Source organism: Amorphus suaedae, assembly GCF_053629675.1.
Genome location: NZ_JBRJIT010000002.1, coordinates 230163 through 245131, shown reverse-complemented (window position 1 = coordinate 245131; position 14969 = coordinate 230163). Strand labels below are relative to the sequence as shown.

The 14969-nt window shown below is 70.3% G+C and carries 10 protein-coding genes; 7 read left to right on the top strand and 3 right to left on the bottom strand.

All coding sequences use genetic code 11. The annotated features are described in order from the left end of the window. Window positions 1–108 precede the first annotated feature (108 nt). Together AB7M35_RS14790 and AB7M35_RS14785 are read right to left on the bottom strand one after the other, a co-directional pair. Entirely contained in the window at window positions 109–813 is a 705-nt protein-coding gene (locus AB7M35_RS14790; RefSeq protein ID WP_453961074.1) for a ZIP family metal transporter, read from the bottom strand. A 111-nt stretch (window positions 814–924) separates the two neighbouring features. After that, window positions 925–2055: a diguanylate cyclase domain-containing protein gene (locus AB7M35_RS14785; protein ID WP_453961072.1), complete on the bottom strand. Its 1131-nt coding sequence runs from the start codon at window positions 2053–2055 to the stop codon at window positions 925–927. 447 nt (window positions 2056–2502) lie between these two features. On the opposite strand from AB7M35_RS14785, the gene AB7M35_RS14780 reads away from it, so the two are divergent. The 3 genes from AB7M35_RS14780 to AB7M35_RS14770 all read left to right on the top strand — a co-directional run bounded on the left by AB7M35_RS14780 (window position 2503) and on the right by AB7M35_RS14770 (window position 10023). Next, window positions 2503–4461, top strand: coding sequence for an autotransporter assembly complex protein TamA (locus AB7M35_RS14780; protein WP_453961070.1), 1959 nt, complete (start codon window positions 2503–2505; stop codon window positions 4459–4461). Next, window positions 4458–9053: a translocation/assembly module TamB domain-containing protein gene (locus tag AB7M35_RS14775; protein ID WP_453961069.1), complete on the top strand. Its 4596-nt coding sequence runs from the start codon at window positions 4458–4460 to the stop codon at window positions 9051–9053. Before AB7M35_RS14780 ends, AB7M35_RS14775 begins: the two co-directional genes overlap by 4 nt. Before the next feature lie 280 nt (window positions 9054–9333). Beyond that, complete coding sequence (locus AB7M35_RS14770) at window positions 9334–10023, top strand: hypothetical protein (RefSeq protein WP_453961068.1); 690 nt, start codon at window positions 9334–9336, stop codon at window positions 10021–10023. 46 nt (window positions 10024–10069) lie between these two features. On the opposite strand, the gene cueR is transcribed toward AB7M35_RS14770, so the two are convergent. Next, the gene (cueR, locus tag AB7M35_RS14765) at window positions 10070–10468 is read right to left on the bottom strand and encodes a Cu(I)-responsive transcriptional regulator (RefSeq protein ID WP_453961066.1); all 399 of its coding nucleotides are present in this window, start codon (window positions 10466–10468) and stop codon (window positions 10070–10072) included. A gap of 135 nt (window positions 10469–10603) precedes the next feature. On the opposite strand from cueR, the gene AB7M35_RS14760 reads away from it, so the two are divergent. The 4 genes from AB7M35_RS14760 to AB7M35_RS14745 all read left to right on the top strand — a co-directional run bounded on the left by AB7M35_RS14760 (window position 10604) and on the right by AB7M35_RS14745 (window position 14910). Beyond that, window positions 10604–13051, top strand: coding sequence for a heavy metal translocating P-type ATPase (locus AB7M35_RS14760; RefSeq protein WP_453961064.1), 2448 nt, complete (start codon window positions 10604–10606; stop codon window positions 13049–13051). Beyond that, window positions 13048–13509, top strand: coding sequence for a c-type cytochrome (locus AB7M35_RS14755; protein ID WP_453961062.1), 462 nt, complete (start codon window positions 13048–13050; stop codon window positions 13507–13509). Before AB7M35_RS14760 ends, AB7M35_RS14755 begins: the two co-directional genes overlap by 4 nt. 121 nt (window positions 13510–13630) lie before the next feature. After that, a complete protein-coding gene (locus tag AB7M35_RS14750; RefSeq protein ID WP_453961060.1) occupies window positions 13631–14107 on the top strand; it encodes a DUF305 domain-containing protein in 477 nt (158 codons plus the stop codon). A 38-nt stretch (window positions 14108–14145) separates the two neighbouring features. Next, window positions 14146–14910: a MauE/DoxX family redox-associated membrane protein gene (locus AB7M35_RS14745; protein WP_453961058.1), complete on the top strand. Its 765-nt coding sequence runs from the start codon at window positions 14146–14148 to the stop codon at window positions 14908–14910. Window positions 14911–14969 lie beyond the last annotated feature (59 nt).

Genomic DNA, 14969 nt, shown 5'->3' with positions numbered 1-14969 from the left:
TGCCGTTCAGATCGAAGCGATCTGAACGAAGAGGAATTGCTCAAGCCATTGAATCTGGAGCCATTTCCTATCGATCAGGTAGAACCCCCTGATCGGAAGAGGCGTTCGTCAGCCGATCGCCTCCTGCAGCACCAGCAGCACCAGGAAGCCCAGGAAGAACAGCGCCGTGATCCATGGCGTGTCCTCCGCCTGCTCGTGCGCCTCGACCAGCAGTTCCTCGGTGACCAGATAGAGCAGCGCGATCAGCCCGAACGCGAACAGGCCGGTCTTCACCGGCGCCGAGGCGTAGGCGACGGGCGCGGAGAGCAGCACGCCCAGCGGCAGCATGAGCGCGACCCCCGCGGTGAGCCCGACCACCCGGACGCGCGAGGCGATGCGCTCGCCGAGCCCGATAGCGGTGCTGACGCCGAGAAACAGCACCTCCAGCGTCAGCGCGATGGTCAGCAGCACGCCGACCGCCGCGCCGGCCGAGAAGGCGATCCCCAGCACCAGCCCGTCGATCAGGAGGTCGATGCCCACGGTGGCGAGCAGTCCGATGGGTCCGGCGGCGACCTTTTCCAGCCGGCCGAGCGCCAGCATCGCCGCGATGCCGGCGAGCCCGCCGACCACCGTCGGCACCATGCCGCCCTGTTCCAGGATGTCGGGGAGGATCTCGCCGGCGGCGGCCGCGAACACCACGCCCGCGGCGAAATGCTGGACCGCGCTGGTGACCTTCGGGCCGGGCGGCCGGAGGACGGCCAGCAGCGCGCCGATGATCCCGGCGGCGAGCGGGACCAGCGTGTAGCCGAGTGCCGCGGACAGCGTCGTGGTCATGGCTGCCCCCAGAGCTGCCGCCAGCCGGCCCCGCATCGGGCCGGTCCGCGATTCTAGAGACTTTTGCGGGCGGGTGGGAACACCGGATCGGGATCCGGCTCCCGGCGCCGGTCAGCCGAGGGTGGGCGGCGCGAAGATCCGGTAGGTGTTGCGGCCGGCGTCCTTCGCCTCGTAGAGCGCCGCGTCCGCCTGGGTGAACAGCTCACGCGGCGTGCCCCCCAGCGCCGCGGCGATGCCGACGGAGGCGGAGAAGCCCAGGCTGATCCCGTCGCGCTCCATCGGCTCGGCCAGCGCCGCGACGATGCGGGCGGCCAGGGCCTCCGTGCAGGCCATGTCGCTGCCCGGCGGCACCAGCACGGCGAACTCGTCGCCGCCCACGCGCGACACCATGCCGGCGCCCTCGCAGGCCTTCGACAGCCGCGCGGCCGCCTCCCGCAGGCTGGCGTCGCCGGCGGAATGGCCGAACGTGTCGTTGATCAGCTTGAAGCCGTCGAGGTCGATGAGCATCAGCGCGCCCGGCCGCCCGGGCGGCCCCGCCTCCTGGCAGAGCGCCGCGAGCCCCGCCTCGAAGCGCGTCCGGTTGGCGATCCCGGTCATCGCGTCGAATTCGGCGAGATACTGCGCCTTGCGGAGCAGCAGCTTCTCCTCGGTGATGTCCTGCTTCAGCCCGAACAGGCGGCGCGGGCCGTGCCCGTCGTGATCCACGGTGGCGGTGATGCGCATCCAGCGGCGCGACCCGGACACGCTGACGATCTCGGTGTCGAGGGTGAACCCGGCCCCGGTCTCCAGCGCCCGCTGCCGGGTTTCCAGCAGCGTGGCGAGACAGGCGCGGGGATAGAAGGCGAGCGCGTCGCGGCGCTCGAGCCTGTGGCTGCGCGGCAGCCCGAAGATGTCGTAGGTGACCCCCGACCAGACCAGCTTCTCATCCGGGAGCGTGCATTCCCAGGTGCCGATCCCGGCCGCTTCCACCGCGCGCTCGAACAGCTCCGGCGCCGGCGCTTCTGCGGAGGTGCCGTCGGTGGCGGCCGCGTCGGTCCGCACACCGGCGACCGAGCGGACGACGGCATGCCTAGCGGCGCGGCGCAGGAACAGGTGCCTCAGCTGGCCGGCGAACGCCCCCCACCGCCCGTCGCTGTCGACCTCAGCGCGCGCCCTCGTCGAACTCGCCGGCGCGCGTCCGCCGGGCCGGACAAGCCGGTCCTCGGAACCGGTCGGGGTGGGGACGATCCTTCTGATGCGCACAGTCCTCGACTTTTCCAGCAACGATGCCGGCCATGGACGACCGTCAAAGCTTATGCCGAACTTATTGAGACACCACAAACAGATTATCCCGGGCCGCCGATCCGGCTATTCGCCGTTTCAGCATCCGCGATGGGGCAATCGACTCCTGCCTTTGCCTCCCGTCCAATCACAACTTCACGATGATCGTGCCCGCCCGGCCCGCGTTGCACCCGCAGGCACGTTTTCTTCATTCCTGCCGGTTAAGGTCCCGGCCGTCCGGATCCGTGCGGATGCGCCCGCAGATTGCCACGGACACCCCCCTGGCATCGCGCGCCACGGGGGTGTCGCCTTTCGGTCAGCATGGCGCCGGAATCGTTACGAAGGACTAACCTTGCAGGTGGTCGCGGGTTGAATGCCCGCCTCCACTCGTGGAAGAAAGCACCGTGGAGGGGGGCACGTAAAAAGAGTATGGCGCGAGATGGTCGACCGATTGTGCGAGCGACACTCTTGAGCGGCCGTCCCGGACGCCGTTCGCTGGCTGCCGTTCTGGTGGCCGGCCTGTGGATTCCGGCGTTCACCGCGCCGGCGGCGGCGTTCGAGCTTTTCGGCCACACCTTCTTCGGCAGCAAGAAGACCGACCCCGAAGAGATCATCGGCGAGCCCCAGCCCTACACCGTCACCTTCGAGGTCACCGGCGACGATTCCGGCATCGAGAAGACGCTGAAGAACGCCTCCCGCCTCTGGCAGGATCGCGAGAAGCCCGCCTCCGGCGCCGCCGGCCTCCTGGCGAAGGCCCGCGGCGACTACAGCGGCATCGTCTATTCCCTCTACGGCGAGGCCCGCTACGGCGGCACCGTGTCGATCACCGTCGACGGCCGCCAGGCCGCAGATCTGCCGCCGGACACCCGCCTCGCGGAGAACGCCGACGTCCGCATCACCGTCGATCCGGGCCCGCTGTTCCTCTTCGACGAGACCCGGATCGCCAACCGCGCGCCGCCCGCCACCAACCGCCGCGACGCGGTCGCCACCCCGGAATCGGCCGGCTTCGCGTCGGGCCAGCCGGCGCGGTCGCGAACCATCCTGCGCGCCGAACAGCTCGAGATATCCGCCTGGCGCCAGCAGGGCTACGCCAAGGCGAAGGCCGGGCCGCGCCGCGTCGTCGCCGAGCACCCGACGAAGACCATCGACGCCGAGATCGACATGCAGCCGGGCCGCAAGGCCTATTTCGGCCAGACGACCGTGACCGGCACCGAGAAGATGGATCCGGCCTTCGTCAGCTACATGGCCGACCTCAAGCCCGGCGCCGAGTTCGATCCGGACGATGTGAAGCGTGCCAACGACCGGCTCGCCCGCCTCGGCGTGTTCCGCGCCATGCAGATCCAGGAAGCGCCGGAGATCGGTCCGGACGGCAGCCTGCCGATGACCGTCGTGGTGCAGGAGCGCAAGCTTCACCGCATCGGCCTCGGCGGCACCTATTCGACCATCGACGGCATCGGCCTCGAGACCTACTGGCTCCACCGCAACCTGTTCGGCCGCGCCGAGCAGCTGCGCATCGAGGGCCGGGTCGCCAACTTCGAGAACAACGCCGACCCGCAGGACTTCACCTATCGCGCCGGCGCCACCTTCACCAAGCCGGGCGTAGGCACGCCGGACACCAATTTCACCACGTCGGCCTATTTCGAGCGCGAGGTGCTGGATCCCTACACGAAGACCGGGGTCAACGGTCAGGCCGGCTTCACCCGCCTGTTCGGCAACGAGCTGACCGCCAAGGCCTACGTGACCGGCAGCCGCGCCCAGTTCGAGGACAACGTCTACGGCACCCGCGACTTCACCACGGCGGGGTTCCTCGGCGCCCTCACCTTCGACAACCGCAACAATCCGGTGAACGCCACCCACGGCGTCTACGTCGATGTGACGGCGCTGCCGTTCTACGAGTTCGACTACGCCAACATGGCCTCCCGCTTCACCGGCGAGGCGCGCGGCTACCTGCCCATCGGCGCCGACGACCGGCTGGTGATCGCCGGGCGCGCGAAGATCGGCACCGTGGTCGGCCCGTCCATCGACGAGCTGCCGCCCGACATCCTGTTCTTCGCCGGCGGCGGCGGTTCGGTGCGCGGCTATCCCTATCGCTCGATCGGCGTCGACGTCGGCAGCAACGTGGTGGGCGGCAAGTCGCTGGTCGAAGGCTCCGTCGAACTGCGCGGCCGCTTCACCGACACCATCGGCGCCGTGGCGTTTCTCGACGCCGGGCTCGTCGGCGCGGACTCCACGCCGGACTTCGACCAGGACGTCAAGATGGGCGCCGGCGTCGGCCTGCGCTATTTCACCAGCCTCGGACCCATTCGCCTCGACGTCGCCGTTCCGCTCGAAAAGGACGCCGACGATCCGAGCGTCGCCTTCTACGTCGGCATAGGACAAGCGTTTTGATCCGCCTCCTTCTCGCCCTCTGTGTGGTCCTGTTTGCGCTGCCGGCGTTCGCCCAGAGCGACGAGGAGGCCGATCGCTCGTTCCTCACCCGCTTCGTGGAGAACCAGCTGTCGGCGCCGAACCGCCAGATCCGGCTGTCGGGCATCCAGGGTGCGCTGTCGTCGAACGCCACGATCGGCCGGATCACCGTCGCCGACGACGAGGGCATCTGGCTGACCATCACCAACGCCTCCATCGTCTGGAACCGGACGGCGCTCATCCGCGGGCGCCTGTCCATCGACACGCTGACCGCCGAGCAGATCGACATGCCGCGCGGTCCGAACCCGGACAAGAGCCTGCCCTCGCCCGAGGCCCGGCCGTTTCAGCTTCCCGAACTGCCCGTCGCCGTCATCCTGCGCGAGCTGAACGTTCCGGACATCTCCTTCGGCCAGCCCGTGTTCGGCCTCGCCGCGAAGCTGTCGATCAACGGCAGCCTGCGGCTTCAGTCCGGCGAGCTGGACACGGATCTCGCGATCACCCGTCTCGACGGCCCCGGCGGCGAGCTGAAGCTGAAGGCGAGCTTCTCCAATGCGACGCGCGCGCTGGCGCTCGACCTCGCGCTCTCCGAGCCCGCCGACGGCGTCGTCGCCAACCTTCTGAACATGGAAGGCCGCCCGCCGATCGACCTCGCCATCAAGGGCGAGGGTCCGCTCGACAACCTCGACGTCGACATCAGCCTCGACGCCAGCGGCCGGCGGCTGGTGACGGGCGCCGTGCGGCTGCGCGAGCGCACCGAGGGCCTCGGCTTCGAGGCCCGTCTCGAAGGCTCGATCGCCGAACTCATCGCCCCGGCCCAGCGCGAACTCTTCGGCGACGGGACCCTCATCACGGTGGCGGGCGTCTCGCGCAACGACGGGTCGTTCGCCGTCGAGAAGTTCGACGTGGACAGCAACAAGCTCACCCTCACCGGATCCGGCGAGACGGCCCCCGACGGCTTCCTGCGCCGCCTCACTGTCGACGGCCGGATCGCCGACACCACCGACAACCGGGTCGTCCTGCCCGGCGCCGCCGGGGCGTCCGTCGGCGACGGCCTCATCCAGCTCGCCTTCGGCGAGGCCGGTCGGGAAGACTGGAACGGCCGCATCGAGGTCAACGGGCTGACCACCGGCACGTTTTCCGCCGAGAAGGTCTCCGTCATCCTCGGCGGGCTCTCCCAGAACCTGAACAACGCCGAGGCGCGGCGCATCACCTTCGGCGTCGACGGCGAGGTCACGGGCATCACCTCCGAGCGGCCCGAGGTCGCGACCGCGCTGGGCGACACCATCAGCCTCGACGTCAACGGGTCCTGGGCGGCCGGCGCCCCGGTGACGCTGACGCGCGCCCAGATCACCGGCAACGGCCTGTCGGTGAACGCCGCTGGCGACATCGCCGACGCCGCGTTCAACGGCACCATCCGCCTGCTCGCCTCGAGCCTCGCCCCGTTCTCCCAGCTCGCCGACCGCAGGCTGGAAGGCCAGCTCGACATGACCGCCAAGGGCGAGATCCGCCCCGTCTCCGGCGGCTTCGACCTGACGCTCGACGGCACCTCGAAGGGTCTTCACGTCGACATCGACGCGGTCGACAATCTGTTCTCCCAGGAGACGACCATCACCGGCGGCATCGCCCGCGATGAATCGGGCTTCCGCGCCACGAAGCTGCGTCTGGGCAACACCGACGTCGAGCTGAACGCCAACGGCGGACTGTCCACCGGCGCGGCCGACTTCGCCTTCGACCTGGCGCTCGCCGACCTCGGCCTCGTCACCGACAACGCCTCGGGGCGGGTGACCGCGTCGGGCACCGCCAAGGGCAGCGACGGCGTCATCGCGCTCGCCTTCAAGGCCAGCGTGCCGAAGGGCCAGTTGCAGAACCGCAGCCTGACCGACGGCGCCCTCGCCTTCGACGGCACGCTGCGCGACGACACGCTCACCGGCAAGGTGGACGGCGGCGCCTTCCTCGACGGGCACCGCGTCTCGCTCGTGACCGACATCGCGGTGGCCGATGGCGAGAAGCGTCTCACCGGGCTCTCGTTCACCGCCGGCGGCACCAACCTCACCGGCGACCTGACCCAGTCCAAGGACGGTCTCCTCGACGGTGCCATCGTCCTCGATGCGCCCGACATCTCGCTCGCCGCGGCGCTCGCCCTGGTGGACGCGACCGGCTCGGCCAAGGCCGACATCAAGCTCTCGCATCCCGACGGCGACCAGAACGCCACCGTGAACGCCCAGGTGCGCAATCTCGTGCTCGACAGCGTCCGCGTCGGCGCCGCCGACGTGCAGGCCAGCATCGAGGACCTGTTCGGCGTGCCGGCCATCGACGGCACCGTCAACGGCCAGCAGATCGTCGCCGCCGGCTACGACGTGACCACCCTTCAGGCCAAGGCCACCAAGCGGGGCGAGGCCACCGACTTCACCGCCAACGCCGCGCTGGCGATCGGGACCACCATCGACACCGCCGGGACGCTTGCCCCCGAAGCCGGCGGCTTCCGGCTGTCGCTGAGCAGGGCGAACCTCGTCCAGGGCGACCTCGCGGCGCGCCTGAGGTCCCCGGCCTCCGTGCTGATCGCCGGCCAGAACATCACCATCGACGGTCTCGACCTCGCGGTCGGCGGCGGCGAGGTCTCGGCGAACGGCACCATCGCCGACACGCTCGACCTCAACGTCCGCATCGCCTCGCTGCCGCTTGCCATCGCCAATGCGATCAAGCCCGATCTGGCGCTCGGCGGCACGGTGGACGGCACCGCCGTGGTCAGCGGCACCCGCGACAACCCGAACGTCCGTTTCGACGCGACCGGGAGCGGCCTCCGGGCGGCGGCGCTGCGCCAGGCCGGCATCTCCTCGCTCGACGTCGTCGCGCGCGGAACCTCGACCACCAACCGTCTGCAGATCGACGCCACCGTCACCAGCCCCGACGGCTTCCGGGCGACGGCCAACGGCGCCGTTCCCCTCGGCGACGGGTCGCTCGACCTCGACGTCACCCTCGACCGCTTCCCGCTGGCGAGCCTGAACGCGGTGGCCCCCGGACAGGACCTCTCCGGCATCGTTTCCGGCCGCGCCAAGGTCACCGGGCCGCTCGCCAACCCGGCGGCGACCTTCAGCGTCGACGGCAACGGCCTCAGCGCCGCCCCGCTGGTCCAGTTCGGCGCCGCTCCGCTGACCCTTAGCGCCCAGGGCCAGTACGGCAACCAGATCCTCACCCTCTCCAGCTCCCAGGTCGCCGGTCCGCAGGGCCTCGCGATCTCCGCCTCCGGCCGCGTGCCGCTCTCCGGCAACGGCCTCGACGTGGCGATCCGGGGCACCGTGCCGCTGGCGCTCGCCAACAGACAGCTCGCCGAGCGCGGCACCCAGGTCTCCGGCACCCTGTCGTTCGACGCGGCGGTCAGCGGGCCGCTCGCCAACCCGGTGGTGACCGGCTCGTTCGAGACGGCCAACACCCAGGTCGTGGATCCCGACACCAACCTGCGCCTGACCGACATCGTCATCGCCGGCAGCATCGACCGCGACCGCGTCACCCTGCGCACCGGCCGCGCCCGGATGGTGGGCGGCGGCTCGATCGACGTGTCCGGCACCGTCGGCATCGACCCGCGAGCCGGCTTCCCGGCCGACATCCGCATCGTCCTCGACCAGGCGCGCTACTCCGACGGCGACCTCGTCGTCGCCACCGTCAACGGCGAACTGACCGTCACCGGCCAGCTCACCCGCGATCCGCTGATCGCCGGCGACATCCGCATCGAGCGGGCGGAGATCACCGTGCCGGAGAACTTCGGCGGCGGGGCGCCAGTCATCGACGTGATCCATGTCGACCCGCCGGCCGCCGTGCTCACCACCCTGAAGCGCGCCCGGATGATCGGCGGCAAGCCGGTGCCGACGGCGCGGCCGAGCGTCGTGCAGGTCAACATCAAGGTGAGCGCGCCCAACCAGATCTTCGTGCGCGGGCGCGGCCTCGACACCGAGCTCGGCGGATCGGTGCAGCTCACCGGCCCGGTCACCAACATCCAGCCGATCGGCGGCTTCCGGCTGATCCGCGGCAACCTGCAGATCGTTGGTCAGCGCATCACCTTCGACGAGGGCACGGTGACGCTCATCGGCGATCTCGACCCGTTCGTCGACTTCACCGCCACCTCCCAGGGCTCCGACATCACGGTGACGGTGCACGTCACCGGCCGGGTGTCGAACCTGCAGATCAACTTCTCCTCGCAGCCGGAACTTCCCGAGGACGAGGTGCTGGCGCAGCTGATCTTCAAGCGCAGCCTCAGCGAGCTCTCCGCCTTCCAGATCGCCCAGCTCGCGGCGGCGGCGGCGGAGCTTGCCGGCGGCGGCAACAGCTCGCTCCTCAACAACCTCCGCCAGGCGACCGGCCTCGACCAGCTCGACGTGATCACCGACAGCGAGGGCAACGCCGCCGTGCAGGCCGGGCGCTACATCGAGGACAACATCTACCTCGGCGTGGAAGCCGGCGCCCAGGGCACCACCCGCGGCACCGTCAACCTGGACATCACCCCGGACCTGACGGCCCGCGGGGCAGTCGGATCGGACGGCAACTCCAGCCTCGGCCTGTTCTTCGAGCGCGACTACTAGCGCGGCGCTCGGCGGGCAATCCGCCCGCCGGCCGTCTCCTCCGCTCGAAACCTGCCGCAGAAATGGGCGGCCGGACCTGGAACGGTTCTCCAAAGACCCTCAAGCGCATGGATTGTCAGGCCCGACCGGGGCCCGGCGCCCCCGCCGCGACTGCCGAAAAGTTGGTCTTCGGCGGCGGGGCCGCGCGTGCTATATTGCACCGCAATAACAATCCGATAACGAAGTTCATCGTCCCGGAGCGGTAGGAGGCGCCGCTCCCGAGTGAATCGGATTCCGTCTCATGATTGCCCGCGCCCTGCTGCATCGCGCAGCCCTTGCCGGCACCTTTGCCACCGCACTTCTCTCCGCCGGCCCAGCGATCGCCCAGGGCAACAAGCCGCTCAGCGTCACGGTCACCAGTGCCGCCGCGCGCACCTACGACGTCAGCGTCGGCACCAGCTCGCCACTGTGGTGGGTGCCGTCGATCGGCACGACGGTCGACTTCGAGGTGGCGGCGATCCAGTCGCCCGCCGCCGGTCGGGCGCGCGCGTCCGGCGCCCCGTCGGGCACCATCTGGGGCACCGTCGTCATGCCCAGGGGCTCCGGCGTCCTCAAGTGGGACACCACCGAGATCCGCGTCCAGGTGAACCCCGAGTCCAGGGAGCGCTCGGTCAGCTTCTCCGGCCGCAAGGTCTGGAAGCTCGGCAAGCTCGTCTCCGCCAGCCTCGAGGACAGCTACACCCTGACCAGCGCCGACGACGATGTCGTCCCGGACTGGACGGCGCTCAACGCCGTGCGGGTCGACTTCGCCCCCACCGGCACCGCGTTCGTCGCCCAGAACAACCGCGATCCCGACGACGGCGACTGGCACACCAGCCTGCGCGCCGAACAGCAGATCGCCGACGGCTTCAGCATCGCCGCCTCCCTCGACGACGTCGCCTCGTCGTCGGCCAGCAAGTCGGTCATCGCCAGCTTCTCGCGGCGCTGGTAGGCGGCCCGGCGGCCCTCCCGGCCGGCTCTCGCGCCGGCGTCGCCGCTCAGGCGGTTTCCTCGCGCTCGGCCAGCGTGTCGAGGATCGGGCAGTCCGGCCGTCCGTCGCCGTGGCACCGCTCGACCAGCGCGCCCAGCGTCGCCCGCAGCCCTTCCAGGTCGGCGATCTTGCGGTCGATGCGCGTCAGGTGATCGCGCGCCATCGCCTTCACGTCGGCGCTCGCCCGGCTGCGGTCCTCGTAGAGCGACAGCAGGTGGCGGCACTCCTCCACCGTGAAGCCCAGCGAGCGCGCCCGCGCCAGGAACACCAGCTTGTGGACGTCGCTCTCGGCGAAATCCCGGTAGCCGTTCTCCGAGCGCGCCGGCCGCACCAGCGCGATGTCCTCGTAGTAGCGGATGGTCTTGGCCGGCAGCCCGCTCGCCGCCGCCGCTTCGCCGATGTTCATGGCACGTCTCCGCATCCCGGCCGCCCGAATGGACGGTGTCCGCAAATATAGTCTCACCGGGCTTGACCTTCCAGTTGCTGGAAGGCCCATCTGGAGGGTCTCGCTTCGAAAACCACCCGCCGGAGGGCTCGACCGATGACCGCTCACGCCACCCTCGACACCGATGCTCCCGTCGTGCGCGACCCCGTCTGCGGCATGACGGTCGATCCCGCGGCCGGCAAGCCGACGGCCAACCACGAGGGCCACACGTTCCATTTCTGCTCGGAGGGCTGCCGGACGAAGTTCCAGGCCGATCCCGGCGCCTTCCTCACCGCCACCGATCCGGTCTGCGGCATGAGCGTCGACCGCTCCTCGGCCAAGCACATGGCGAAGCACGCCGGCGAGCGGTTCTATTTCTGCTCGGAGCGGTGCCACGGAAAGTTCACCGCAGAGCCGGAGGCCTGGCTCGGCGACCGCCCGGAGCCGGAACCGATGCCGGCCGGCACCCAGTACACCTGCCCGATGCACCCGGAGATCGTCCGCGACGCGCCCGGCGACTGCCCGCTCTGCGGCATGGCGCTGGAGCCGATGACGCCGTCGGCCGACGCCGGCCCGAACCCCGAGCTCGTCGACTTCCGGCGCCGCTTCTGGATCGGCGCGCCGCTCGCCGCCGCCGTCTTCCTGCTGGAGATGGGCGGCCATGTCGGCATCCCCTTCGCCGCCTGGATCGGCCCGCACGTCTACGTGTGGGTGCAGTTCCTGCTCGCCACCCCGGTGGTGATCCTCTCCTGGCCGTTCTTCCGGCGGGGCTGGAACTCCATCGTCAACCGCGCGCCCAACATGTGGACGCTGATCATGCTGGGGACGGGGGCGGCCTATCTCTTCAGCCTGGCCGGCCTGCTGGCGCCCGGCCTGTTCCCCGCCGCGCTGCTCGGGCCCCACGGCCTGCCGCCGGTCTACTTCGAGGCGGCCGCGGTGATCCTGGTCCTCGTCCTCGTCGGCCAGATCATGGAGCTCACCGCCCGCGAGCGCACCGGCGACGCGATCCGCGCCCTGATGGACCTCGCCCCGAAGACGGCCCGCCGCGTCACCGAAGACGGCGAGACCGACGTTCCGGTCGACGAGGTGAAGCGCGGCGACCGCCTGCGCGTGCGGCCGGGCGAGGCCGTCCCCGTCGACGGCGTCGTGCTGGAGGGGCACTCGTCGGTCGACGAGAGCATGATCACCGGCGAGCCGGTTCCGGTGGAAAAGACCGAGGGCGAGCCGGTCACCGGCGGCACCCTCAACAAGACCGGCAGCTTCATCATGCGCGCCGAGGCCGTCGGCGCCGAGACCACCCTGTCGCGCATCGTCGACATGGTGGCCAAGGCCCAGCGCAGCCGCGCGCCCATCCAGGGCCTGGCCGACAGGGTCGCCGGCTACTTCGTCCCCACCGTGGTGGCGATCGCGGCGATCGCCTTCGTGGCGTGGATCGTCTTCGGCCCGGCGCCGGCCATCGGCTACGCCGTCGTCGCCGCGGTCAGCGTGCTGATCATCGCCTGCCCCTGCGCGCTCGGGCTCGCCACGCCGATGTCGATCATGGTCGCCACCGGTCGCGGCGCCCAGGCGGGCGTCCTCATCCGCGACGCCGAGGCGCTGGAGCGCTTCGCCAGGGTCGACGTGCTGGTGGTCGACAAGACCGGCACGCTGACCGAGGGCAAGCCGACGCTCACCGACGCCGTCCCCGTCGCCGGCACCGACCGCGACTTCCTGCTGTCGGCCGCCGCCGCCCTGGAACGCGGCTCGGAGCATCCGCTCGCCGAAGCCATCGTCGACGGCGCCGCCGACGTGGCGCGCCGCGACGCCACCGGCTTCGAGGCCGTCACCGGCAAGGGCGTGCGCGGCAGCGTCGACGGCCATCGCGTGGCGCTGGGCAACCGCGCCATGATGGAGGAGGAAGGCGTCGCGCTCGGCGATCTCGAAGAGAAGGCGGCCGCCCTGCAGGGCGACGGCAAGACCGCCATGTACGTCTCCATCGACGGCAAGCCCGCCGGCCTCATCGGCGTCGCCGACCGCATCAAGGAGACGACGCCCGCCGCCATCAGGGCGCTGCACGAGGCGGGGATGCGCATCGTCATGGCCACCGGCGACAGCGCCCGCACGGCCGAGGCCGTTGCCCGCACGCTCGGCATCGACGACGTGCGCGCCGAGGTCAGCCCGGAGGGCAAGGGCGCCCTCATCGAGGAACTGCGCGGCCAGGGCCTGTCGGTCGCCATGGCCGGCGACGGCGTCAACGACGCGCCGGCGCTGGCCGCCGCCGACGTCGGGATCGCCATGGGCACCGGCGCCGACGTGGCGGTGGAGAGCGCCGGCATCACGCTGGTGAAGGGCGACCTCGGCGGCATCGTCCGGGCGCGCCGGCTCGCCCAGGCGACGATGGCCAACATCCGCCAGAACCTGTTCTTCGCGTTCGCCTACAACGCCGCCGGCGTGCCGATCGCCGCCGGCATCCTGTTCCCGCTGTTCGGCGTGCTTCTGTCGCCGATGGTGGCGGCGCTGGCCATGAGCCTGTCGTCGGTCTCCGTCATCGGCAACGCGCTGCGGCTGCGCGGGGTCCGGCTGTGAGGCGCGCGCATCTCGCGCTGGCGGGCGCCGCCGTCGTCGTCGCCGTGGCCGCCGCCGGCGCCTGGATCGCGATGCGGCCCTCGCCGCCGCCGGCGGGCGCCGTCGACCTCGCCCGCGGCGAGCGGATCTACGCGGAGGCGTGCGCCTCCTGCCACGGCGCCGACCTGGCCGGCCAGGCCAACTGGCGGCAGCCCGGCCCGAACGGCCGCTATCCGGCGCCGCCGCACGACGAGACCGGGCACACCTGGCACCACAGCGACGCGTTGCTGTTCCGTCTGGTGAAGGAGGGCACGGCGGCGGTCGTCGGCGACGGTTACCAGAGCGACATGCCCGGCTTTGGCGACACCTATTCTGACGACGAGATCCGCGACGTGCTGGCCTACATCAAGAGCCAGTGGCCGGAGGAACAGCGCGCCGTCCAGGCGGAAATCACCGCCCGGGACCAGGCCTCGCAGTAGATCGCCGGCGCCTCCCCTCTTCCCGGCCGCGGCGCGCGGCCGGGAAAAGCACGGAACCATGACCGGCCCCGGACATTAGCCTTCGGAGCCGAATGGAGACTGCAGCCGCCGGAGGGGAAACATGTCCTACGCACGCTTCCTCGCGATGATCGTCACGTCGACCGTCGTCATGTTCGGATTGATGTATCTGAACACCTACGCGATCGACCACGTCTTCTTCAGCGAGACACGCGCCTACGCCGCCCTCTACATGGGCGCGACGATGGCCGTCATCATGCTCGCCTTCATGCTGGGCATGTACTCGAACCGGACGGCCAACATCGCCATCGTGGTGGGTGCGGTGATCGTGTTCGCCGGCGCCCTCTTCCTGGTCCGCAGCCAGGCCACCGTCGGCGACGTGTCCTACATGCGCGCCATGATCCCCCATCACTCCATCGCGATCCTCACCAGCGAGCGCGCCAACCTCGAAGATCCGAGGGTCCGCAAGCTGGCGGACGAGATCATCGAGGCCCAGCGCAGGGAGATCGCGGAAATGAAGGCGCTCATCTCCGACCTGGAGGGTGGTCCCGCAGCGACCGCGGAGATCGACGGCAAGTAGCCGCGAGCGCCGAGACGAGACAGCCGAGGAAGAGACCGATGACGTCAGCCACGACCCGCGACGAGAAAACCGCGACCCTCTACCGGATGGTCATGGAGGACCATGTCTGTCCGTTCGGGCTGAAGTCGAAGGCGCTGCTGGAACGGAACGGCTTCGACGTGGACGACCAGTGGCTGACGACACGCCCGGAGACCGACGCCTTCCAGCGCGAGCACGACGTCGACACCACGCCGCAGACCTTCATCGACGGGGAGCGGATCGGTGGCTACGACGATCTGCGCGAGTATTTCGGCGAGTACGTGCCGGACGAGGACGAGACCAGCTACCGGCCGGTGATCGCCATCTTTGCGGTCGCCTTCCTGATGGGGCTGGCCGTCAGCTGGGCCGCCTTCGGCACCATCTTCACGGTCCGCGCGCTGGAATGGTTCATCGCCATTTCCATGTGCCTGCTCGGCATCCAGAAGCTCCAGGACGTCGAGAGCTTCTCGACCATGTTCCTGAACTACGACCTGCTCGCCCGCCGCTGGGTGCGCTACGGCTACATCTACCCCTACGCCGAAACCGCCGCCGGCATCCTGATGATCGCCGGCGCGCTGGTCTGGATCGCCGCCCCCATCGCCTTCGTGATCGGCACCATCGGCGCCGTCTCCGTGTTCAAGGCGGTCTACATCGACAAGCGCGAGCTCAAGTGCGCCTGCGTCGGCGGCGGCAGCAACGTGCCGCTCGGCTTCATCTCGCTGACCGAAAACGTGATGATGGTCCTGATGGCGATCTGGATGCCGCTGCGGATGGCGTTCTTCTAAAGCCGGTCCGGAGAGACGGGACGCCGGCCTGAAGCGGTTCGTCCCTTTCCCCTTGGCAT